Raw genomic sequence first — 22,158 nt, 5'->3', positions numbered from 1 at the left:
TTGGAACAGCATGGAACAGTTTTCGGGGGTGTGTTCACTGTTCCATCGGGACGGCATCGGCGGGAACCTCAGCGAGTGGGCACTAATGAGAAAGCTACCATGGATGCGGGGACGCGGGTAACGGCGGGATGAAAAACGCCGTGACAGTCGGTATCGCCGCTCATGCCGACACAAGGTCGGTGCAGGGAAAGTCATCGCCCTTGAACAGCAGAACCTCGCCAGTGTCGGCAGCCAGGGCATAGGCGAAGCAGTCACCGTAATTGAGGCCTGCCGGGTGTCCGGTGCCCTTGCCGTAGCGGCGGAACGCGTCGAGAGCGATCCGGGCTTGGCGCTCGCCGACCGGCTCGATGCGGATGTCGAACTCTTTCAGCAAATCCTCAAGGGCCTCGCGGTGGGCCCCGGTCGGATCGCGGTTGGCAATCAGGCCAGCCTCGACGAAATTCGCAGCCGACAGACGGCAGACCGTGGCTGTGGCGAGCTTGGCGAGGAAAACGGCGGCTTCCGGTTCGGCCTTCAGGATCGCCACAAGGGCGGAGGTGTCGACGACCATGGCTCAGCGCGGCAGGCCATGGTCGTCATCGAGGGCGGCGTCCGGGTCTCCGTCATCGTCCAGCGGCGGCAAAGCCCTCATCCGCGCCAGCATGCGCTCGACCTTGGCCTGCTGGTCGGGCGTGAGGCCGGAGGTCGACGGCCGCTCCGCACGGGCCAGGGCATCGCGCACGGCAGTGCGGACAACCTCGTCGATGCTCTGCCCCCGAATGGTCGCAAGCCGACGGGCAAGGACTTCGGTTTCAGCGCTCACCGGGATGGGCATCGGTGTCTCCTGCTTTTCGATCGATCGGCATGGCTGCTCTTTACGAACCATTGTGGTCCCGGCCGAACCGCGCGGCAAGGCCGCGGTCACCCCCCGATATAGTGCGGCATCAGCTTCGCCTGATCGCCGATCCAGACCTCGCAGCGGCTGTCCTGATTGCGGAAGAAATAGGTCTTGCCGGGCTGGCGGCGGTTCTGCGGATCCACCAGATTGGCGCCGCCGGAAAAGGCCACCCCATAGCGATAGTCCGGCGTCGCCACCCAATAGAGCCCGTCGATCTGTTGCAGGAAGGCGCCGCGCTGACACAAATGCGACAGGGTGCGGTCGCGCGTGGCGAGGCCGTTCAGGCCGTTGGGCAGCTTGTAGACCGCGCGGCTCTCGGTACGGCGCAGGCGCGGCTCGTGGCCGGGCGGCGGCGGTTCATAGGCGCGGAAGGTCGGACCCAGATGGCCCGGTTGGGTGCGGTCGGTGCGCAGCACCTCCTCGGCCCCGGCGGCGGCCGGGAGCAACGAAGCGGTCAGCAGCAGGGCGGCGAGGCGGCGGGTCATCGCACCGACGGGTTGTTGGCGACGAAGGCGAAATAGGGCAGCCGCCGCACCGCGTCCGCCACCATCAGATAGGCAACCGCGAAGGCCAGCAGCGAACTGAGGAAATAGCCGTAGCCGTACCAGGGGAAGCCCATCCGGCTGAACAGCAGGGTGAAACCGGCGTTGGCGGCCAGATAGACCAGTTGCACCGTCAGGTTCCGCCCCCGCAAATCGAAATAGGCCAGGATCACCGTGCAGAACAGGAACAGCACCTGGAAGAAGGCGCCCAGCACGCCGAAGCGGAACATGCCGATCTGCTGATATTGCAGGCCAAGGGCGCCGATGATGCTCGGGGCCAGGAAGATACAGACGGCGCAGACCGCCCCTTGCAGGATGATCAGGTTGCGGCTGCTGTCGAGCAGGGCGGCGATGATGGCGCGGTGGTTGCGGGCGATCTGGTCGTAGGTCGCATGCTTCTGGATGTCGCGGTAGAAGCCCTGGTAATGCTCGAAGAAGCGGGTCTCGATGTTCACCGTGAACAGGGTCAGCGCCGGCAGGGTCGTCAGATAGGCGATGAACATGGCGCCGTCATAGGCGCTGTAGATCGCCATGGCGCCGGAAACCAGCTCGCGTTCCGGCGCGAACCACATGATCCACTTGTCGGTCCAGACGGCGGCGTTGGCGAACAGCCCGATCAGCGCCAGATCGGCGTATTTGCGGAAATAGCCGAGGAAGTCGAACATCCGGCCGACCGGATAAGGGTATTCGGCCAGCACCCGCGCGATCAGCCCGAACTGTATCACCGCCAGCCCAGCGGAGAATCCCCAGACCATCCCGGCGGCGCCGAAATAGCCGCCCAGCAGGACCGCACCGGCCAGCCCCGCCGCCATGCCGACGCCGAAGGCAACGGTGACCGCCAGATAATCCTTCAGCGCCGACAGGAAGATCGACACCACCCAGATGCCGCAGACCAGGAAGAAGTTCACCAGCCCGCCCAGCATCAGCGGCAGCGGCAGGCCGCTGAACAGCGGGTAGAAGGGTCCGGCGGTCAGCCCGGCGATGGCGTAGGCCAGCCCCAGCGTCGCCAGCAGCATGCCGGGTGCGGCCTCGACCTCCTTGGCATAGATGGCGTCGGCGAGATAGCGGGTGGCGACCAGCACCAGCGGCCCGGTGAAGACCACCGAGAAGCAGAAATTGTAGATCACCACGACGCGGAACAGCGTCAGCTCCTCCACCCCCACCAGATCGCGGCCGAACAGCGTGATGCCGGCCAGCGCCAGGATGGTGAACATCCAGGGACCGGAGGTGATGAAGGCGGAATGGGCATAGCCCTGCAACACGCCGAGCAGGTCGTCGCGCCGGGCCAGCCGGCGGAGCGCGAAGCCGATGCCGGCCATCTCAGGCGGCTCCCTTCAGGCCGGAATCGGCGCTGTCGAGCGCCGTCCGCGTCGGCATGGCGATGTGCTCGTCGTAGATGGCGCGGTAGACGCGGTCGATGGCGACCTTGTCGTAGGATTGGGCGACGCGCCGGGCGATGGCCTGGGCGCAGCGGTCGCGCCACGCGCGGTCGAGCAGCAGGGCGCGCAGCTCCCGCGCGGTGTCGAGCGGGCTGGCCAGCGGCGTCACCGCCCCGCCCGGCCCCAACGGCGGCACCTCGTCCGGGCGGCCCATCAGCAGTTCGGAGCAGGAGCCGACGTCGGTCGCCACCGTCGGCACACCCGACGCCCCGGCCTCCAGAATCACCAGCGGCTGCGCTTCGCTGACGCTGGTCAGCGCGATGGCGTCGATCCTGCCCAGCCAGTCGGTCAGTTTGACCCGGCCGGCGAAGATCACCGTCTGCTCCAGCCCCAGATGCTTCACGATGCTGCGGCATTCCTCGACATAGCCGGGATCCTCCTCCAGCGGCCCGAGGATCATCGCCTTCAGGTCGGGGATGTCTTCGCGCAGGATGGCGGCGGCGCGGACATAGGTCTTCACGTCCTTGATCGGCACGACGCGGCCGATCAGGGCGATGGTCGGCGGGCGCGGCGTGGAATCGCGCTGCACCTGGGAATAGCCGGCATAGTCGATGCCGTTGGGAACGATCGTCAGCTTGGCCGGGTCGGCGCCCTGGCGGCGCTGGAACTCCTGATTGCCGCCATAGAGCGTGATGATGCGGTCGCAGGCGTCGTAGCAGGCCTTGGAATAGCTGGCGAAGGTGTCCAGCCACAGGTCGCGCAGGTCGCGCTTCTTCCTGTCGAGCGCCAGCGAGGTGTCGGCCCCTTCGAACAGCCATTCGGCCATCAGGATCTCGATGCGCCGTTCGTTGGTGTAGATGCCGTGTTCGGTCAGCAGAGCCGGCCGGCCGGTTTCCAGCCGCGCTCGCGCGGCGAACAGCCCGGCATAGCCGGTGGAGACGGCATGATAGACCCCAGCCTGCGGCATCGGCACCAACAGCGTGGCGAACAGCCCGCTCATCAGCGCCCGGCTGCCCCAGAAATATTCGAGGAAGGAGGCGTCCGGCAGGGCGGCCCTGCACATGCGCACCACCATCTGGAAGGCGTCCTCGGAATTCAGCAGCGCCCGCTTGCCGATCCGGCCGCGCCGGGGGGCCAGCAGCCGCAGAACCTCCGCCACCTCGGCCAGCCCGCCCCCCTGTTGCAGGCGGGCCAGCGGCTTTTCCAGCTCCTTCAGCAGCCGGCCGGTGCCGGGCTGCCAGCGCCGGCCAGCAGGCAGATCCTGGAGATAGACATGGGTCAGGCCGGTGACATTCGGCGGCAGCTCGTAGGCGAGCTTGCGGGCGCTGCGGTCGGCGACCAGCGCCACGATGTGGAAGGTCAGGTCGGAATGGGACCGGATCAGGTCATGGGTCCAGGTCGACACGCCGCCCGCGACATAGGGATAGGACCCCTCCATCAGCAGGCAGACATCTGCCCTGGGGGCCTGGGGAGCTTCGGGCAGGGAATTTGGGCGGTTCATGCGGCCAGCTCCCCTCCGGCGATGCCCGTGGCCGCCGGGGCGTCGTCGCGCCCCACATTGTCGCGCCAGAGAGCGAAGACGTCGCGCAGCGTGTCGGGAAGCTCCGCCCCGTAGCCCAGCAGGTCGGGCCGCCGGGCCGGCAATCCCCGCAGATCGGCGAAGCGGCCGAGCCGGAACAGGCTCTCAGCATACCAGAACAGGATGCGGCGGTCGGGCGTGCGGTCGATCATCGGCTCCAGCCGTTCCGCCGCCTCCGCCGCCAGTCCGCAGCGCAGGAGCAGCCGGCCCAGGTCGTGGCGGATGCCGTCGTCGCCGGGTGCCCGATCCAGGCTGCGCCGGTAGCCCTCCAGCGCCTTGTCGCGGATCTCCGCCTCGCGGTTGGAATCGAGCAGGCCACAGAAGGCGTAGTCGTCGAGATGGCGGGCGAGGCCTGCGAGGCTGGCCGCATCGTCGGGATGGCTGCGGGCGGCGTGGTCGAGCGCCAGCCAGCGCTCGTTGAACTCATGCTCCACCCGTGCGGTGGCGGTCGCGGCCTGGACGCGGACGGACGGGTCGGCGTCGGCCAGCCCGGCCTTCAGCGCGGGGGTGAAGGCCGGGCGGAAATGGCGGGCGACCAGGGCGATCACCGCCTGCTTCTGCTGCGGCAAGCCGACCGACATCACGTCGGTGAAGGAGTCGCCGGCCACCAGATGGGCGTTCTCGCGGCCGGTCACGATCAGCTCGTACAGCTCCTGCGCCGGGCCGGTCTCGCTGTCAGGGAAGAGCGAGAGGTACCAGTCCTGGAAGCCGGTGGCATAGCGGCTGAACAGCGCCAGCAGCGCCGCGGTCACCAGCGTGCAGGCGGCGCCCAGCGGCCCCAGCGGAACGATGGTGACCAGCAGCAGACCGGCCAGCCGCAGGTCGCGCCCGCGCCGTGCCCGGCCGCGCACCCACAGACCGACCAGGGCGCAGAGCAGCAGATGCAGCGCCGCGGCGAGCGGTACGCCAAAGGGACTTGCGGTCAGGCCGGGCGCCAGCGCCGCGGCATCGAGCAGCCCGGCCGCCAGAGCCACCGCCGCCAGTTCGGCCGCCCCGGCGGACGGACGCTCGCCCGCCAGCAGGATGGCGGGATCGGACAGGTCTGGAACCGACGGGTTGGAATCAGGTCCGCTCATCCTGCACTCTCCCCGACCTTTTGCCCGGCCGCGGGGACCGGCGGGTCGATGCGGCGGGTGACGAAGCCGATGGGAATCTTGGCGAGACCGGCGGGCAGAGCCTCGCGCACCGCGCGTTCCAGCTTCGCTTCCACCTGCTTGGCGCCCTCCAGCGGCGTGCCGGCCAGGACCACGCCGAAGGACGTGCCCTGATGGCCGAAATCGCAGGCGAGGTCGGTGTCGCGCAGGCTGCCGCGCACCGCCTCGCCGATGGCGGCGGCGAGGTCGGCGCGCTGGGCCACCGACAGGCGCGACAGGCCGGAGGGGCGGATGGTGATGGCGGTGGTCTCGAACCCCATGCGGCGGCCAAGCAGGGCGAGGAACTCCGCCTGCCGGCCGATGTAGCTGGAGGAATAAAGCGCCTCGTCGGTGAAGACCCGCTGTTCGCTGGCGGTGCGGTACTGGCGTGCCTTCGCCATCGCGGTGCCGATCCATTCGCACAGGATGCGGAAATTCTCGACCGTGTTGACGCTGAGATCGGTGAAGCCGAGGCTTTCGATCTTCACCATGCCCAGCACCTCGCCCGTGTCGGCGCTGATCAGCGGGCCGGCCATCACGCCCTCGCCGGCCAGGATGCGCTCGTCTTCGGCCCGGTTGACGCAAAGCTGGCGCTGGCGGGCAATCACGGTCTGGAACAGCGGCGTGCCGCTGTCGAACCAGCGGGCGTAGCTGTCGGTGTCGTCGTCCCAGCCCTCGTTCGTCACCAATTCCAGAACGTCGTTGTTCAGCAGGAACAGCGAGAACTTCTCCGGCTTCATGACGGTGCGGACGAGGTCGGCGATGCCCAGCATCACCTCGCCCTCGTCGAGATGGTCGATGGATTTGGCGGCCTGATAGAGGGTGAAGACGGTGCGCAGCTGGCCGGCGACGCGGGTCTCCAGGCTTTCCTTCACCGATTTCAGCGCGCGGTAGGAGCGGGCGATGGCCTCGGCCTCCTGCCGGGCGGTGGCAAGGCCGGCGCGGAGATCCTCACGCTCGCGCAGCTGGCGCATCCGCAGCTCGCCGAACAGCACGGCGGCGACCAGCCAGAGGATCGGCTCGCGCGTCAGGGTGAAGAGATGGTCGTAGAGGTCCTGGCCGATCCCGGCATCGGGCATGTTGCCGAGCCGCAGCGCCGCCGACGCCACCAGCGCCGCCAGAACGCCCTCGTTGGTGCCGTACTGGATCGCCAGCAGCAGGACCGGGATCCAGAAGGGATGCGGTTGCACCCCCTCGAAGCGCAGCCCGCCGCCGAGCCAGCCGTCCAGCCCCAGCGCCACGCCGAAGAACAGCAGCAGTTCCAGCAGGGCGACCGGCCGCAGGCCGAGCCAGCGGCGGGGCGAAGCACTGTCGGCAGGGGGCGGGCTCGGCAGGCTGCTCATGCGTGTCGGGGCCTCAGCGAGCGGCGGCGACGACAGGCCGCAGGCTGTCGATCATGCGGGTCGCCACGCGCTGGGCGACGTTGTTGACGCTGTCGCGGCTGAAATAGCCGCGGCCGGCCTCCGATTGGCTGGAGGTCCAGAGGACGGCGCCGTCCGACACCCGCACCAGCCGGGCGTTCAGGCCGACCACCGGCTCCTCGCGCAGGCCATGCTGGTAGCCGTATTCCGACACGCTGCCGGCCAGCACGGCATCGACGCCCAGAGTCCTGCCGGCGGCCTGGGCATCCAGCGGGGCGGCGTCGGGCTGACCGTCGGTGGAGGCGGCAGGGGCGGCGCCGGTGGAGACGGCATCGGCAGCGGGCTTGCCGGCGGACAGGCGGCTGCGGACCCGGCCGACCTCCAGCGTGCGGAGTCCCTCGACGCCATAGAGTTCGGTGGAGACGATGTCGGCGGCGATCTGGCCGGCATTCGGGTGGTTGGTCAGATTCTCGAAGGGCAGGACGGCGACGGTCGAGCCGGCCGGCAGCGCCCCGCCCGGCTGGGCGAAGTCGCGGCTGTTGATCCGGCCGACGCTGCACCCTGCCAGCACCACCACGGCCGCCAGCAGCGCCGCGCAGGCCCGCATATCCTTGCCCATCTTTTCGGTCCCCGTCAGCCGCATCGCCGCCCCCATTCTCCGTCCACCTTTTTTAACCATAAAGAGTTGACACACCGTCAATAGCGCCAGACCAGGGTGACGCCGGCGCTGTTCACCGCGCTGGCCGTGCCGCGCGCGGTGGAGCGGGCATGGCTGGCGCGGACCCCCAGTTCCAGAGTGTCCGCCGGCTCCCATCCCAGCGAGATGGCCCCCTGGGGTCCGCTGCGGCCCCGCCGGTCGTAGGCGTAGCCGATCTGCGCTGCATAGCGGACATAGTCGGTCAGGTAATCCTCGACGTTCACCTGCAGCGCATGGACTTCGCGCGTCGCCGCCGGCAGCGGGATGTAGGGCTGGCCATTCGCGTCCTGCCGCTCCTCCCGGTGCGCCACATACTCGGCGTCCAGCACATAGGCGACGCTGGCCAGCGGGCCGACAGTGTTCAGCGTGTAGCGCAGCGATCCCTCCAGCGTGGCGCTGCGCGCCAGATCGGCCTCGCCGGACAGCCCATAGCGGTTGTAGCCGGCGCCGAGCGACAGCGCCCAGCGGTCGGACAACCGGTTCTCGTGCTGGACGAACAGGCGGTCGCGCCGGCCGCCATCGACGATCCCCTCCAGGAAGGCGAAGCTCGGCTCGCTCCAGGCGAAACCGGCGCGGGTTTCGGATTCGTCGCCGCGCCAGAGATGGCTGTAGCCGGCACCGAGCGTCCGCGGGGCGGCATGGAGGGACAGGGTGGAGCGCTCCAGCTCCGGCCAGTCATGGACCAGCGCCGCCTCCAGCCGCGAGCGGGCACATGGAACGGTTCCAGCCGGCCGTCCTCGCGGCGGGCGGAATCGACATCGACCTCGCGCCGCTCCAGCGCCCAGGTGAGGCTGGTGGAGCGGCCAAGCTCCTGAACGCCTCTGAAGCGGGCGATGCGCTGCATGTCGGCGCTGCGCACCTTCTGCCAGTCGAGGTCGAGGCGGCTGCGGTCGGCCGTCTCGTGCAGGAGCAGCGCCTTGCCCCGGACCAGCGACGGCTCGTCGGGCGTCAGCTCCAGCGCCGTGTCATAGGCCATGATCGCGTCGCGCCAGCGGCCGAGCCGCTCCTCCGCCTGGGCCAGCAGGGCGGTGGACTGGGCGTCCTTCGGATCCTGCTCCAGCAGGTCGCGCAGCAGCGTCCGCGCCGGGCGGAGGTCGCCGCCCTCCATCAGCGCCAGCGCGCGGAAATAGTCGAGGCGGCGCTGGGCCGCGCGGTCGGCGGCCTGTGCTTCACGTGTGGGAGCGGCGGCGGGGGAGCGGGTCAGAGCGACGCTGAGCCCGGCGGGGTCGGTGGCGACCGCCGCCTCGACACCGGCGCCAAGCACCAGCACGACGCTGTCATAGCCGTAGAGGATGTTGTCGACCCAGGACTCCAGCCGCTCCGGCACGCGGTCGAGCGCGACGTCTCCAAGCGGGCGGCTGAAGCGGAGCACCAGCTCGCGGCCGTCGCGCTGGGTTTCCATGGTGACGGTGCCGGACCAATGCAGGGCGAAGCGGGCGGCGCTGTTCTCACGCACGGCCTCGACCTTCACCGGTTGGGCGAGGGCGGGGATGGCGAGGAGAAGGAGGGTAAGGACGAGTAACGGCGAGAGTTCCTCTCCCCCCCGGGGAGAGGGTCAGGGTGAGGGGGATGCACCGCGTGACTTTTCGAGGATCCTCGCCGCGCATCCCCCTCACCCTCCCCGCGCCACAGGCGCGGGGTCCCTCCCTCTCCCCGGGGGGGAGAGGGGATGGAACGCGGAGCGGTTGGGAAACGATCACGGAAGGGCCAGGACACGGCGGGCCTCCGGCAGTCGTCCGTTCTCGATCAGCATCGATGCGTAGTCGGCCTTCAACTGGCGGTCGGCCGGGCGGCGCTTGCGCAGCCCCTCGAACAGCGCCACGGCGTCGTCCACCTTGCCCAGCCGGTTCAGCAGGTTGGCCTCCGTCTGGATCGCCGCGTCGCCACGCGTGGCGCGGACGCGCAGCTGCGACAGGGCGGTGCGGTAAAAGGGGGTCGCCACGGTCGGGCGCTTCAACGCGGTCAGCGCCTCGCCCAGGAAGTAATGCGCCTCGTAATCGTTGGGGCCGGTGGCGACGTAGCGGCGAAGCAGACGTTCGGCGTCGGCGAGGCGGTTCTCGTCATAGGCCAGCATGCCGAGCTGGCGCAGCGCGTCGGCATCCTCCGGCTTGCGCGCCAGCAGCGCGGTCCAGGCCTGCGAGGCGGCGGCGCGCTGGCCGGTCTGTTCGGCGAGGCGGGCATAGCGGCGCAGCCGGTCCGGGGAGGCCTCCTCCGGCAGAGCGGTGCGCACGGCCGCCGCCAGTTCCTTGCCCTTGCCGGCCGCCGCCAGCGCCTCGATGAAGGGGGTCTTCAGGGCCGGCTGGGCCGGGGCGGCGGCTTGCCCGCCAAGCCCTTGCCCGCCAAGCCCGGCGATGACGCGCCGGCCGCCGCCATACTCGGCGAGGCGGTCGTACCACGCGGCCTGCTCGGTTGGGGTGCCGGCGGCCTTGGCCCGCGCCTCGATCCAGTCCAGCCCGGTTGCCGGCGGGCGCGGTCCCCAGAGATAGGCCAGCTGCCTGAAATCCTCGCTCTGCGGTCCTTGCCCGGCGGCCAGCCGTTGCAGCGCCTGCTCGGCCCCCGCCTTGTCGCCGAGCACCAGCAGAGCCGAAACCGGCTCCCGCCGCCGGTCGGCCGGCAGGCGGTCGTCGGTGGCGCGGGCCAGCAGATAGCGGCGCAGATCGGCCTTGCGGCCCAGCTTGGTCAGCGTGTCGCGGTAGAGCGCATCCTCCGCCTCGGCCAGCGGCGCGGCGGCGGCGCGGCCTTGCAGCAGGCCGGCGAGGTCGGGCAGCACGTTCGCCTTGGCCGCGGCGTCGGCATAGACGCTCAGCCAGTCCTCGCCGGATCGCGTCCCCCCTTGGCGCTCCGCCCAGACCCGCAGCAGCGGCAGCGCCGCGCGATAGGCCTTGTGGTCGAGCAGCATGGTGACGATGGCCTGCTGCTCCGCGTCGGACAGGGTGCCGCGCGCCAGCCTGGCGGTCAGGTGGCGGGCCAGCTCCTCCGACCGGCCGGCGCCGTCCAATGCTGCGATATAGGCGGCCTCGACCTCCGCACCGCCGCCGTCAAGCAACGGGGCCAGCAGCGGCAGCGCGTCGGCCGGCTTGCCGGTGGCGGTCAATGCGCCGGCCAGCGCCAGACGGCTGCGCGGCGAAGAGTCGAGCGCGAAGGCGCGCTGGGCGGCGGCCAGCGCCAGGGCGGCGGCGGGGCGATTTGCGGCGGGATTTGCGGAAGCACGTTCGGCGGCGCTGCCGGCGATGTCCTGCAACAGGGCGAGCGACAGCTTGGGCTGGCCGGCCAGCCAGTCGGCGACCGCGGCCGGATCGCCGGCCTTGGCGGCCAGCCGCGCCCAGCCCTGGGCGGCGGCCGGAGACTGCGTTGCCTGCCGCCTTGCGGTGAACCAGGCGAGACCGGCCGAGGCGCGGTCGAAGTCGATGAACAGGGCGGCCAGTTCCTCCAGCAGCTCTTCCGGCACCGTGCCCGACAGCGGCATCCGGTCGAAGTCGGCGACCGCGGCGGCGCGGCGGCCGGTGCGGTCGAGGATGCGGATGGCGCCCAGCCGGTCGCCCATCATCAGCCCCTTATCGGCCAGTCCATCGCTGGCAAGCGCACGCTCAGCCCACCCCGCAGCGGCGGCGGAGTCACCACGGCCAAGCGCGATGTTGGCCGCCAGGATCGGGTAATCGTCGAGGAACCCGTCGCCCAGCTCGCGGTAGAGCCGGTCGGGGAAGGCCCGGTCGCCGTCGCGCAGCGCGGTTTCCGCCAGCCCGGCCAGGACCCAGTCGGGCACCAGATGCAGGTCACGCCCCTTGGTCGCCTCCAGCGCCGCGCGCGGCATGCCGGCATTCACCTCCAACGCCAGCAGCCGGCCGAACTGGGCATCCTCCACCGGACCGGAAAGCGCCGACAGACGGGTCCGCGCCGGCTCCCGCCGGTCGGTGGCGATCAGCAGGTCGATGTAGGTCAGCTCCAGCGCCAGCACCGGAGCGCGGCCCGTCCCCTGTGGCCCAGTCACCTGAGGTTCGATCAGCCGCAGCCCGAGATCGGGACGCGATGCTGCGGCAAGCTGGCTCGCCAGACCGATCATGTCGGCGACGGTCGGCTGCTCGCCCAGCCAGCGCCGGGCGCGCTCATAGGCCTCGTCCTCGCGGTCGAGGTCGATCAGCAGGCTCATCAGCAGCTCGCGGCTGTCGGGCTGGATGTTGCCCGTGGCGCGGTCGTCGGCGCGCAGCAGCCAGTCCACCGCGCCGGCATGGTCGCCGCGCGACGCCAGCAGCGCCGCCAGCTCCTGCTGGGCCTCGATATCCTCCGGCCGCAGGGTGCAGTAGCGGACCAGCGCCTCGGCCTTCATTCCCATCCGGTTGCGGAAGCCGGCGGCATAGGCCAGTTCGCGGAACAGGTCGGCGCTGTTGCGCATCTCCGCCAGTGTTTTCAGGTTCTCCAGCCGGTCGCCCGGCCGTTGCGCATCCTGGTAGAGGCGGTCGAGCAGTTCGCGGGCCTCGACGGAGGACGGCTCGGCGGCAAGGAACCCCTCGGTCAGCTCGATGGCGCGCTCGACGTCGCCCTGGGCCAGGGTCAGGCGGGTCAGCGGCATCACCGTGGCGCCGCTGCGGTCGCCGGCGGCATAGCGCTGCTCGTAGGCGTCGCGGGCGCTGTCGTAATCGCGGTCGCGGAATTTCTGCAGGGCAAGCTCGGCGCTGTGCGGAATAGCAGCAGGCTGGCGCCGATGCCGGCCAGCAGGATCAGCAGGACGACGAGGAGGTTCGCGCGCATGGCCGCCCTACCCCGCCGCGCCGTCGGCGGGGCGGAAGCGCAGCAGCAGCGGCGCGATGGCGGACACCGGCACGGTCAGCGCCAGCCGGCCGTCGGCATCCGCATCGGCGCTGCCCGACCACAGCCGGGTGCCGTCGCGTTCCGCCGTGACGGTCCAGCGGCCGGGCCGCGGTACCTGCCAGACCATGGCGCCCGCACCGTAGCCGGTGGCGGCGACGTGGAAGCCATGATCGTCCGCCGCGAAGGCCGAGAAGGCCCAGCGGCCCTGCACCAGATAGGGCGTGGCGGCCGGCGGGTCGCGGTCGGCGCGGGGCGCCTCCGCCAGCGCCACCACCGGTTCCGCCACCGCCGGGTCGAGCGCCACATAGAGGCTGCCCTGGCTGTGGCGCTGGCCCAGCACGCCGCTGGAGCGGGCGAAATCGACGGCGTCGGCGCTGGCATGGTCGAAGCGCAGCGTGTTCAGCGCCCCGCGGTCGCGCACGCGCCAGCGCCGTCCGCTTCCCTGGCCGTCCAGCGGCTCGAAGCGGGTGGTGTAATAGCCCTCGGCGATGCGGGCGTAGGTGGAGGCGGCGACCGGCGCCAGCTCCTGCCCTTGCGCGGCGGTCAGCACCGAGACGAGCGCGTTCAGGCTGGCCGGCTTCTGGCCGGTGTACATGTGGTAATAGACGTTGAAGGGCTTCAGCCGCAGCGGGCTGCCGGCATGCCGCATGGTGTTGACCAGATTGCGGTAGCCGTAGAAGCGGTTGGTCCACAGGTCGGTGTAGGTGTTCTCGTTGCTGCCGGCGGCGTAATTGGCGTTCCGCCCCCACCGGCAGGCCGATGGGCGGCAGGCCGGTGATGGACGGGAAATCGGCATCGAACCGCGCGTCGCCGCCGTTGATGTTGACCCCGCCCGCCTTGCGCACCGCCGCCAGCGCCGCCTCGAAGGGAGAGGTGTCGCCCGACCATTGCACCAGCACCGCCCGCTTGCCGGCGGGAGCCAGCCGGGTGAAATCGTCGAGAGCGCCGCCGATCTCCTGGTCGAGGTCGAAGGGCTGCTGCAGATAGGCGCGCGGCACGGCATAGCGGCCGATGTCCGACACTTCGCCCGCTTCCTCCGCCGCATGCTCATCGCTTTTTCCGGGCTTGCGGCTGCCGTCGCGGTCGAGGAAGGGCGCCTCGGCCTGCCGGCTGTAGTCCTTGAAGAAGGCCCATTGGAAGGGGTGGGTCCAGGTATGGCTGGACGGTTCGACCTGCGGCAGGGCGAACAGCGCCTTGGCCGCCGCCAGCGACTCCGGCGTGCCCTTCCAGGTCGGGTCGAGGTCGCCGACGATGGGGGCGACGCTGACCGGCAGGTCGGGGAAGGGCTCGATGGCGGCGGTGCGCACCATGTCGGCGGACAGCACGCGGCGGGCGGCGTAGGGCGCCAGCTCCGTCACGTTGCGCCAGCCGTCGCCGTCGATGTGGCTGAAATAGAGCCGCCGCCCGGACAGGGTGGTGACGTCGGGCTTCGGCAGATCGTCGGTGGCGAAGCTGTCGCGGAAGAAGGCGAAAGGATCGACGATCCATTGGCGCCGGTTGTATTCGGCGTCGAAATAGCGGGCATACCCCTCCGTCACCAGACCGCCGGCCGGGCCGGTGACCACCAGATGGCTGTCGCTGGCGGGATCGTCGCCACGCCGCATCGCCAGATGGGTGGCGAAACGCTCGTCGGTCTTGCGGAACAGGGGATAGCCGGGCAGCACCCCCGACAGCGGCCGTTCGAACCCGATCATCGCGTCGGCCAGCACCGGCTTCGATTTGTAGGTCAGGTCGGAATAGCCGTCGTCGTCGCGCAGACCGAAGCGGGCGAAGAAGCGGTTGGTGAGCGCCAGCGGCACCGGCTTGCCGCCGCGCTCCAGCCGCACCCCCGGCTGCCCCACAACGGCGAAGCGGATGCCGCGGTCCATCGCGCGGGCCACCCAGCCGACATAGGCGCCGACATCGGGGAAGGGCTGCCCGTGAACCAGGTGACGACGCCGCGCAGGTCGGGATAGCGCGACAGGTCGGGCAGGCCGTCGGCGACGTTCCAGTAGACGACCGACAGGCCAAGATGGTTCAGCGGCAGTTCCGCCATCGTGTGGATGCGGCTGAGGCGGATCGTGCTTTCCTCGCGCAGATCGACCAGCGCCAGGATGGTGCGCGGCACGGTCTGCTGAGCCGGGGCGACGACGGCTGGGCTGCCGGCGAGGGCGGGAAGCACAGCACCGGGCAGGAGCATGGCGAGTGCCAAGGCCGCCGCTTTAAATCTCTGCCTAACGCCCCTCACCGCGGCGGCTCCGGGATCAGGCGGTCGAGTTCGACCGTCGCAACATAGGGGGAAAAGCCGTTGGCCCGTTGCAGGTCGTAGATCGCCCGCACCTCCGCCGCGTCGGACGGGGTCCAGTAGTCGAGCGTGTGGAGGCCGAGCTGCGGGTTCAGCGCCCCGGCCGCCTTCAGCGCGTCGACCTGGAATCGGTAATCCTCGGCGCTTTGGCGGTGCGGGCGCTTGGCGGCGAAATCCCAGCCGGCATAGACGCTCTCGCCCAGCGCATGGCTCAGCAGCGGGGCGGTCTGCGGCAGGATCTCATAGCCGCAATTCTGCATCAGGCCGATGTCCGGCCAGTTGCGGCGGATGGCCCGCACCAGCGCCGCCGCCGCGTCGGTCATGCCGCGCCAACGCTTCGGATCGGTGCGTTCCAGATGCGGCGGGTTGTCGAGCGTGTCGAGGAAGACCCCGTGGAAGCCCTCGCGCAGGATGGCGGGAATCAGGTCCTCGACCACCAGCTTGACCCAGCGGCGGTCGCGCACATCGACATAGAAGCTGCCGGGCCAGTTGGGGTTTTCCTGGTCCAGGATGCCCCACCCCTTCACCCGGTCGAACCACGGGCGGTGCGTCTCGACCTCGCCGACGCTGAGATAGCCGAGCAGGGTCTTGCCCCGGTCGGCCAGCGGTTGCAGCGGCGGGTGGGTCCTGCTGTCCAGCACCAGCAGCCGGTAGGGCTGGAAGGCGGCCAGCGGTGCGGCATCGGCGTAGTAGACCGCCCAGGGGGCAGCGGGAGATTGGCCGGAGCTTGCAGCCCGCAGAGTCCTGCTGGGCAGCGCCAGCAGCGCCGCACCCGACAAAAGCCCGCCGGCGACCGCGCGCCGCCCGATCAAACCACCGATCACGCCACTCTGCCCCGATCAGTCAGCCGGGTTTTCACCCGGACCCATCACCCCAGCCACGCCAGCGTCTGGCGCAGCCCGTCTTCCAGCGGCGTGTCGCAGCTCATTCCGAAAGCGGCGACCAGACGCGTGGGATCGCCGATGGATGTCCGGATGTCGCCCGGCCGCGCCGGACCGTAGCGCCGGTCGAGCGGACGGCCCGACAGGTCGGCCAGCACCTCCGCCAGCCGGTTGACCGAGGTCGGACGGCCGGTACAGACATTGTAGACCGGTGCGCCCGGCTGCGGATGTCCCATCGCCGCAGTCAGGTATCGCACCAGATCCTTTACAAAGATGAAATCCCGCACCTGCTCGCCGTCCCCATTGACGGTGATCGGCTTGCCCCTGGCGATGCGGCCGGCAAAGATGGAGATGACGCCGGAATAGGGCGATTTCGGATCCTGGCGCGGGCCATAGACGTTGAAGAAGCGGAAGCCGGCGGTCGGCACGCCATGACCCCGTCCGCCACCCGCGCATGCAGCTCGCAGCCCAGCTTATCGGCGCCATAGGCGGACAGCGGGCGGGTCGCCGCATCCTCGGTCAGCGGCATGTTGGGATTGTCGCCGTAGACGGCAGCGGAGGAGGCGTAGATCACCGGAACCGGGCCGGCCGGATTGGCGCGGCGGGCGGCGTCGAACACGGCGATGGTGCCGGGCAGGTTGGCATGGTGGGTCTCCAGCCATGCCTCGCGCGACCGGTCGACCGAGGCGACGGCGGCCAGATGGAAACAGCCGTCCACCCCCTCACCGTCCTCGCCGGCCATCGCCGCCCGCACCGCATCGGCATCGGCCACGTCGCCGACGGTCACCGGCACGCCGTCCGGCAGGTTTTCACGCTTGCCGGTGGACAGATCGTCCAGCACCCGGACCTTGTGCCCGGCCGCCAGCAGCCGCTCGATCAGGTGCAGCCGATGAAGCCGCAACCTCCGGTAACCAGATAACGCGCCATCGCTGTGGCTCCCTCCGCTTTTGCGTGTGTTTTACGTGATACGCGAAGTCAGGGATGCCGGATGTGAAAAATCTCGTGCCGGACTCGAATCGGCTGCAAAAAAGATCAGGCCGGCAGGAAACCGGCGACGGAAGCCTGGAATTCCTTGGGCTTGATCGGCTTCGACACATGGCCGTCGAAACCCGCTTCGGTCAGCCGGCGCTTGTCCGCAGGCGTGGCAAGGTTGGTGACGGCCAGCACCGGGGTGGCGGCCAGGGCCGAATCGGCACGGATCTGGCGGATAAGCTCAAGCCCGGACAGGCCGGGCATGACGATGTCCATCACCACCAGATCGGGCGCCATATCGCGCATCAAATCCATCACCGAGGTTGCGTCCGACGCCTCGACGACCGTAAAGCCGCCCTCCTCCAGGCAGCGGACGAAGAGCTTGCGCATCAACACATTGTCTTCGACAACCAGGATCGTCCGCGTCTTCTCGACCGTGTCCAACATTCCGCCATCCAAGCCTTGTGGCCGAACCCCATGGCGTGGGCGGCATCGCCGGCATCCGGGTTGGCGCAACGCGAGACCCTGCGCTGCACACGAATGCCCTCATTCACGCATGGTTCGCTCTCTATCTCTTTTTGGGCTGAAGGTCAAGCCATACGCGACGGGGCTCTACCCCAATTGGCGAGTTGTCTCATGGAAATGTTGGAAAACTCTTCTCCTTTGACGCGCAGCCACAGCATCGAAGACGCGGCCAAGACCGGATCGGGCCCGGATTCACAAACCAACCCCCTGAGATCTTTTTGTCTGATCTTTGTCCCAATTGCGAGAAGCAGAACAGGCCCTTTCCGATGGAGCCGCATAATTGAAATGACGCGAGAAACAATTACGCGGCTCCCCGTTTCGAAAAGCTTGGCTCACTGCCGGCGGATCAGCCTTTCTTGCCCCCGCCATGCGGCAGGTAGCTCTGGACGAGATCCTTGGCGGTGTCCTTCAGCATGTCCCAGACCTCCGGATCGCCCTTGGCCAGCGTCGCCATCATCGCCGCGGCGTTCTTCAAGGTGATGTGCGGCGGCAGCGGCGGGACATTGGGATCGGTGTAGGCCTCGACCAGCACCGGCCCGCGGGTCGCCATCGCCTCGTCCCAGACGGTGGCGAGTTCTTCGGGCTTGTCGACGAACAGGCCCTTGAAGCCAAGCAGTTCGGCATAGCGGGCATAGGGGAAATCGGGAAGCTCCTGCGAGGCCTCGAATTTCGGATCGCCGTTCTGGGCACGCATCTCCCAGGTCACTTGGTTGAGGTCGCGGTTGTTGAGCACCAGAACGACGAAGCGCGGGTCGCTCCACTGCTTGCAGTATTTCGACAGGGTGATCAGCGCGTTCATGCCGTTCATCTGCATGGCGCCGTCGCCGACGATGGCCAGCACCGGACGGTCGGGATGGGCGAACTTGGCCGCCAGGGCGTAGGGCATGCCCGGCCCCATGGTGGCGAGGCCACCGCACAGCGTCGCCTTCATCCCGCGGCGGATCTTGATGTCGCGGGCGTACCAGTTGGTGCCCGACCCGGTGTCGCAGGCGATCACCACGTCATCGGGCAGCCTCGGCGACAGTTCCCAGAAGACGCGCTGCGGGTTCAGCGGCGTCGCGTCGTTCATGGCGCGGGCTTCCAGCACCTTCCACCAGTCGGCGACACCCGCCTCGATCCGCTCGCGCCAGGAGCGGTCCTGCTTGCGCTGGAGCAGAGGGATAAGCTCGCGCAGGGTGCCGGCGCTGTCGCCGACCAGATTGACCTCCATCGGATAGCGGATGCTCAGCATCTTCGGGTCGATGTCGATCTGCACGCCGCGCGCCTGCCCCTCCTTGGGCAGGAACTCCGAATAGGGGAAGCCGGAGCCGATCATCAGCAGCGTGTCGCAGTTCACCATCATCTCATAGCTCGGCCGGGTCCCGAGCAGGCCGATGGAGCCGGTGACGAAGGGCAAATCGTCCGGCAGCGCCGCCTTGCCGAGCAGCGCCTTGGCGACGCCGGCCCCCAGGATGTCGGCGATCTCGATCACCTCGTCGGTGGCGTTCAGCGCGCCGGCACCGACCAGGATCGCCACCTTGCTGCCGGCATTCAGCACATCGGCGGCGTGGCGCAGGTCGGGCTCCGCCGGACGCACCACCGGGGCCGACCAGCCGACGCCGGAATGGATGGTGCCGTGGGCGCGGGCCGGGGTCTCGACCGCGTCCATCTCCTGCAAATCGTTGGGCATGATGATGCAGGTCACCGTGCGCTCGGCCTTGGCGATCCGCACCGCCCGGTCGACGATGTGCCGAACCTGGGCCGGGGTGGAGGCCATCTGCACATACTCGCCGGCCACATCCTTGAAGAGGGAGACGAGATCGACCTCCTGCTGGTACTGGCCGCCCAACGCGGTCAGCGCCTGCTGGCCGACGATGGCGAGCAGCGGCTGATGGTCGAGCTTGGCATCGTACAGACCGTTCAGCAGATGGATGGCGCCGGGGCCGGAGGTGGCGAGGCAGACGCCCATCTCACCGGTGTATTTGGCGTGCGCCGTCGCCATGAAGGCGGCCAGCTCCTCGTGGCGGGGCTGGATGAACTCGAATTGGTCGCCGGCGCGGGCGAGCGCGCCGACCAGCCCGTTGATGCCGTCGCCGGGATAGCCGAAGACCCGCTTCACGCCCCACTCGGAGAGCCGCTGCCAGAAGAAATCACTGACGTTCGGAGCCATGGTCGCCTCTCTTGTCTCTGCTCGGATATCACCGCCGTTCCTGTTTCAACTGTGTGCCGCCCCATCGGTTCGCCGCAGGCCGCAGTTTTTTTGCCCGCCGCCCTATCGGACCGATCCGGCCGGCAGGGCGTTATCGTGTGCAGCAACAGGGAGACAGCGATGGCCGAGGCCAACATCGATGACCGCTCCAGCTTCGAACGGGCTTACGAGCGGCACGCCTTCGAACAGGATGCGGCGGCGAACGCGCGCAGCGACACGACGACCGTCCATGGCGTGACCATCCTCTCCGCGGCCGATGCCGGCGGGCGGATCGAGCTGTCGCGCAGCACGCGGCATGTCGGGGAAGGAAACCCGGAGGGAGACACCGTCTTCGTCGCGGCGTTCCGCGTTCACGACAGCGCCGCCGAGCCTGCCGCCCCCTATTCCGGCTCGGTCGAACCGGCCGGCGAAGCCCCGGGCGAGGCCGCCGACGACTACCGCAGCTTCATCGATCAGCTGGTGGAAGCCGCGAAAGGGGCACGGTTCAAGCCGGACATCGGCCGCGGCGAAGAGAGGTTGACCGGTTTCCACGGCGGCTGACGAACAGGAAAACACCCCGTCTCTTTCGAGGCGGGGCGTTTGTGATCAGTGTGAAGATGCAAGCATGTGCGCTTTGTGTAAGGAGCGTCTCTTGTGCCTGAGCGACCTGGCGGCGACCTACTCTCCCACGTCTTAAGACGCAGTACCATTGGCGCGGAGGCTTTTCACGGCCGAGTTCGGGATGGGATCGGGTGTTTGACACCTCGCCATGACCACCAGGTCACCGAGGCACAAGACCGACGCTGTTTCCCAAAGTGCTTAATGCTTGTTCGTGCAAGTGAGTGAGGATGTATCGAACGGCGATGCGCTGGTCAAGCGCTGTTTTGGAGCAGGCTTGCTGCTGCGCATGGCGCGGTTAGTGGGGTCGAGATCAAGCCGATCGAGCGATTAGTAAGGCTTAGCTTCAGACATTGCTGTCGGTCCACATGCCTCCTATCGACGTGATGGTCTGTCACGGCTTTCAAGGGAGCTCTGGTTTAGAGGTGGGTTTCCCGCTTAGATGCTTTCAGCGGTTATCCCGTCCATACTTAGCTACCCGGCCATGCCACTGGCGTGACAACCGGTGCACCAGAGGTATGTCCATCCCGGTCCTCTCGTACTAGGGACAAATCCTCGCAAAACTCCGACACCCACGGCAGATAGGGACCGAACTGTCTCACGACGTTCTAAACCCAGCTCACGTACCACTTTAATCGGCGAACAGCCGAACCCTTGGGACCTGCTCCAGCCCCAGGATGTGATGAGCCGACATCGAGGTGCCAAACAACTCCGTCGATATGGACTCTTGGGAGTTATCAGCCTGTTATCCCCGGCGTACCTTTTATCCGTTGAGCGATGGCCCGTCCACGTGGAGCCACCGGATCACTATGGCCGACTTTCGTCTCTGCTCGACTTGTCAGTCTTGCAGTCAGGCGGGCTTATGCCATTGCACTCGTCGAGCGATTTCCGACCGCTCTGAGCCCACCATCGCGCGCCTCCGTTACACTTTGGGAGGCGACCGCCCCAGTCAAACTACCCGCCATGCAGGGTCCCGGACCCGGATCACGGGCCACGGTTAGATGCCAGAGACTTCAAGGGTGGTATTTCAAGGTTGGCTTCACACGAGCTGGCGCCCATGTTTCCAAGCCTCCCACCTATCCTACACATGAAGTCCCTAGCACCACTGCAAAGCTGTAGTAAAGGTGCACGGGGTCTTTCCGTCTGACCTCGGGAACTCCGCATCTTCACGGAGAGTTCAATTTCGCTGAGTTGGTGTTGGAGACAGCGGGGAAGTCGTTACGCCATTCGTGCAGGTCGGAACTTACCCGACAAGGAATTTCGCTACCTTAGGACCGTTATAGTTACGGCCGCCGTTTACCGGGGCTTCAATTCAGAGCTTGCACTCCTCCTCTTAACCTTCCGGCACCGGGCAGGCGTCAGACCCTATACGTCGCCTTGTGTGGCTTCGCAGAGCCCTGTGTTTTTAGTAAACAGTCGCTACCCCCTGGTCTGTGCCCCCCGCCTGGACTTGCGTCCAAACGGGGCCCTCTTCTTCCGAAGTTACGAGGGCAATTTGCCGAGTTCCTTCAACACCATTCTCTCAAGCGCCTGGGTATACTCTACCAGTCCACCTGTGTCGGTTTGGGGTACGGTCTATAAGGCGGGGCTATTTCCTGGAACCGGTCCACAGCACGATCAATCCGATAAGATCGTACACGCTTTCCAATCCGTCACCTCCGCCAGGCCCACGAATATTAACGTGGTTCCCATCGACTACGCCTTTCGGCCTCGCCTTAGGGGCCGGCTCACCCTGCGTGGATTAACCTTGCGCAGGAACCCTTGGACTTTCGGCGACAGTGTTTCTCACACTGTTTGTCGCTACTCATGTCAGCATTCTCACTTCCGATACCTCCAGGCGGCCTCACGGACACCCTTCGCAGGCTTACGGAACGCTCCGCTACCACGTGACCTAAAGATCACATCCGCAGCTTCGGTACACGGCTTGAGCCCCGATACATTTTCGGCGCAGGCCGGCTTAACTAGACCAGTGAGCTATTACGCTTTCTTTAAAGGATGGCTGCTTCTAAGCCAACCTCCTGGTTGTCATGGCCTTCCCACATCCTTTCCCACTTAGCCGTGATTTGGGGACCTTAGCTGGCGGTCTGGGCTGTTTCCCTCTCGACGATGGACCTTAGCACCCACCGTCTGTCTGCCGGACTGCACTCTGCGGTATTCGGAGTTTGGTTAGGTTTGGTAAGGCTTGCGCCCCCCTAGCCCATCCAGTGCTCTACCCCCGCAGGTGATATCCGACGCGCTACCTAAATAGCTTTCGCGGAGAACCAGCTATTTCCTGATTTGATTGGCCTTTCACCCCTAGCCACAGGTCATCTCCGACTTTTTCAACAGGCGTGAGTT

General features: G+C 68.0%; 19 protein-coding genes, 2 rRNA genes and 1 pseudogene (1 of these 22 only partly in view). 2 read left to right on the top strand and 20 right to left on the bottom strand.

Annotated elements, in window-relative coordinates; translation table 11 throughout:
• Positions 1–160 precede the first annotated feature (160 nt).
• The 12 genes from ABNQ39_RS23725 to ABNQ39_RS23670 all read right to left on the bottom strand — a co-directional run bounded on the left by ABNQ39_RS23725 (position 161) and on the right by ABNQ39_RS23670 (position 13,170).
• Complete coding sequence (locus tag ABNQ39_RS23725) at positions 161–550, bottom strand: type II toxin-antitoxin system VapC family toxin (RefSeq protein WP_376961111.1); 390 nt, start codon at positions 548–550, stop codon at positions 161–163.
• 3 nt (positions 551–553) lie between these two features.
• Entirely contained in the window at positions 554–802 is a 249-nt protein-coding gene (locus tag ABNQ39_RS23720) for a type II toxin-antitoxin system VapB family antitoxin (RefSeq protein WP_376961109.1), read from the bottom strand.
• 98 nt (positions 803–900) lie between these two features.
• Positions 901–1,362, bottom strand: a complete 462-nt coding sequence (locus ABNQ39_RS23715) for a hypothetical protein (RefSeq protein WP_376961107.1) — start codon at positions 1,360–1,362, stop codon at positions 901–903.
• Positions 1,359–2,738 (bottom strand): exopolysaccharide Pel transporter PelG, encoded by a 1,380-nt coding sequence (gene pelG / locus ABNQ39_RS23710; RefSeq protein WP_376961105.1) that lies wholly within the window; start codon positions 2,736–2,738, stop codon positions 1,359–1,361. The genes ABNQ39_RS23715 and pelG overlap by 4 nt, the downstream gene beginning before the upstream one ends.
• 1 nt (position 2,739) lies before the next feature.
• The gene (gene pelF, locus ABNQ39_RS23705) at positions 2,740–4,299 is read right to left on the bottom strand and encodes a GT4 family glycosyltransferase PelF (protein ID WP_376961103.1); all 1,560 of its coding nucleotides are present in this window, start codon (positions 4,297–4,299) and stop codon (positions 2,740–2,742) included.
• Positions 4,296–5,453 (bottom strand): hypothetical protein, encoded by a 1,158-nt coding sequence (locus ABNQ39_RS23700; protein ID WP_376961101.1) that lies wholly within the window; start codon positions 5,451–5,453, stop codon positions 4,296–4,298. Before ABNQ39_RS23700 ends, pelF begins: the two co-directional genes overlap by 4 nt.
• Positions 5,450–6,853, bottom strand: coding sequence for a GAF domain-containing protein (locus ABNQ39_RS23695; RefSeq protein ID WP_376961099.1), 1,404 nt, complete (start codon positions 6,851–6,853; stop codon positions 5,450–5,452). The genes ABNQ39_RS23700 and ABNQ39_RS23695 overlap by 4 nt, the downstream gene beginning before the upstream one ends.
• 13 nt (positions 6,854–6,866) lie before the next feature.
• On the bottom strand, positions 6,867–7,490 hold the full coding sequence (locus ABNQ39_RS23690; RefSeq protein WP_376961097.1) for a hypothetical protein: 624 nt from the start codon (positions 7,488–7,490) through the stop codon (positions 6,867–6,869).
• Between the two features lie 77 nt (positions 7,491–7,567).
• Positions 7,568–8,044, bottom strand: coding sequence for a hypothetical protein (locus tag ABNQ39_RS23685; protein ID WP_376961095.1), 477 nt, complete (start codon positions 8,042–8,044; stop codon positions 7,568–7,570).
• Positions 7,930–9,024, bottom strand: a complete 1,095-nt coding sequence (locus ABNQ39_RS23680) for a tetratricopeptide repeat protein (protein WP_376961093.1) — start codon at positions 9,022–9,024, stop codon at positions 7,930–7,932. Before ABNQ39_RS23680 ends, ABNQ39_RS23685 begins: the two co-directional genes overlap by 115 nt.
• 240 nt (positions 9,025–9,264) lie before the next feature.
• Positions 9,265–12,135, bottom strand: coding sequence for a tetratricopeptide repeat protein (locus ABNQ39_RS23675; RefSeq protein WP_376961091.1), 2,871 nt, complete (start codon positions 12,133–12,135; stop codon positions 9,265–9,267).
• Positions 12,136–12,321: 186 nt separating this feature from the next.
• A complete protein-coding gene (locus ABNQ39_RS23670) occupies positions 12,322–13,170 on the bottom strand; it encodes a hypothetical protein (protein WP_376961089.1) in 849 nt (282 codons plus the stop codon).
• Positions 13,171–13,493: 323 nt separating this feature from the next.
• On the opposite strand from ABNQ39_RS23670, the gene ABNQ39_RS23665 reads away from it, so the two are divergent.
• Positions 13,494–13,715, top strand: coding sequence for a hypothetical protein (locus ABNQ39_RS23665; protein WP_376961087.1), 222 nt, complete (start codon positions 13,494–13,496; stop codon positions 13,713–13,715).
• Between the two features lie 385 nt (positions 13,716–14,100).
• On the opposite strand, the gene ABNQ39_RS23660 is transcribed toward ABNQ39_RS23665, so the two are convergent.
• From ABNQ39_RS23660 to ABNQ39_RS23635, 6 genes and pseudogenes are all read right to left on the bottom strand, one after another.
• A complete protein-coding gene (locus ABNQ39_RS23660) occupies positions 14,101–14,553 on the bottom strand; it encodes a hypothetical protein (RefSeq protein ID WP_376961085.1) in 453 nt (150 codons plus the stop codon).
• A 44-nt stretch (positions 14,554–14,597) separates the two neighbouring features.
• On the bottom strand, positions 14,598–15,482 hold the full coding sequence (locus ABNQ39_RS23655) for an endo alpha-1,4 polygalactosaminidase (RefSeq protein ID WP_376961083.1): 885 nt from the start codon (positions 15,480–15,482) through the stop codon (positions 14,598–14,600).
• A gap of 44 nt (positions 15,483–15,526) precedes the next feature.
• A complete protein-coding gene (locus ABNQ39_RS23650) occupies positions 15,527–15,967 on the bottom strand; it encodes an NAD-dependent epimerase/dehydratase family protein (protein ID WP_376961081.1) in 441 nt (146 codons plus the stop codon).
• Between the two features lie 86 nt (positions 15,968–16,053).
• Positions 16,054–16,380, bottom strand: a pseudogene (locus tag ABNQ39_RS23645) (NAD-dependent epimerase/dehydratase family protein); the annotation flags it as partial.
• 191 nt (positions 16,381–16,571) lie between these two features.
• Complete coding sequence (locus ABNQ39_RS23640) at positions 16,572–16,958, bottom strand: response regulator (RefSeq protein ID WP_109049726.1); 387 nt, start codon at positions 16,956–16,958, stop codon at positions 16,572–16,574.
• Between the two features lie 424 nt (positions 16,959–17,382).
• Positions 17,383–19,185 carry a thiamine pyrophosphate-requiring protein gene (locus tag ABNQ39_RS23635; protein WP_376961080.1) on the bottom strand — a complete coding sequence of 601 codons (1,803 nt, stop codon included), beginning with the start codon at positions 19,183–19,185 and terminating at the stop codon, positions 17,383–17,385.
• Positions 19,186–19,344: 159 nt separating this feature from the next.
• On the opposite strand from ABNQ39_RS23635, the gene ABNQ39_RS23630 reads away from it, so the two are divergent.
• Complete coding sequence (locus ABNQ39_RS23630; protein ID WP_376961079.1) at positions 19,345–19,764, top strand: hypothetical protein; 420 nt, start codon at positions 19,345–19,347, stop codon at positions 19,762–19,764.
• A 104-nt stretch (positions 19,765–19,868) separates the two neighbouring features.
• On the opposite strand, the gene rrf is transcribed toward ABNQ39_RS23630, so the two are convergent.
• Positions 19,869–19,984: ribosomal RNA gene (gene rrf, locus ABNQ39_RS23625) — 5S ribosomal RNA — on the bottom strand.
• Between the two features lie 146 nt (positions 19,985–20,130).
• Positions 20,131–22,158 (bottom strand): 23S ribosomal RNA (locus ABNQ39_RS23620); it runs 718 nt beyond the window's last position.

The sequence above is a fragment of the Azospirillum sp. A26 genome (assembly GCF_042604635.1).
Taxonomy (GTDB): domain Bacteria; phylum Pseudomonadota; class Alphaproteobacteria; order Azospirillales; family Azospirillaceae; genus Azospirillum; species Azospirillum palustre.
This window is presented reverse-complemented; position numbering and strand designations above follow the sequence as displayed.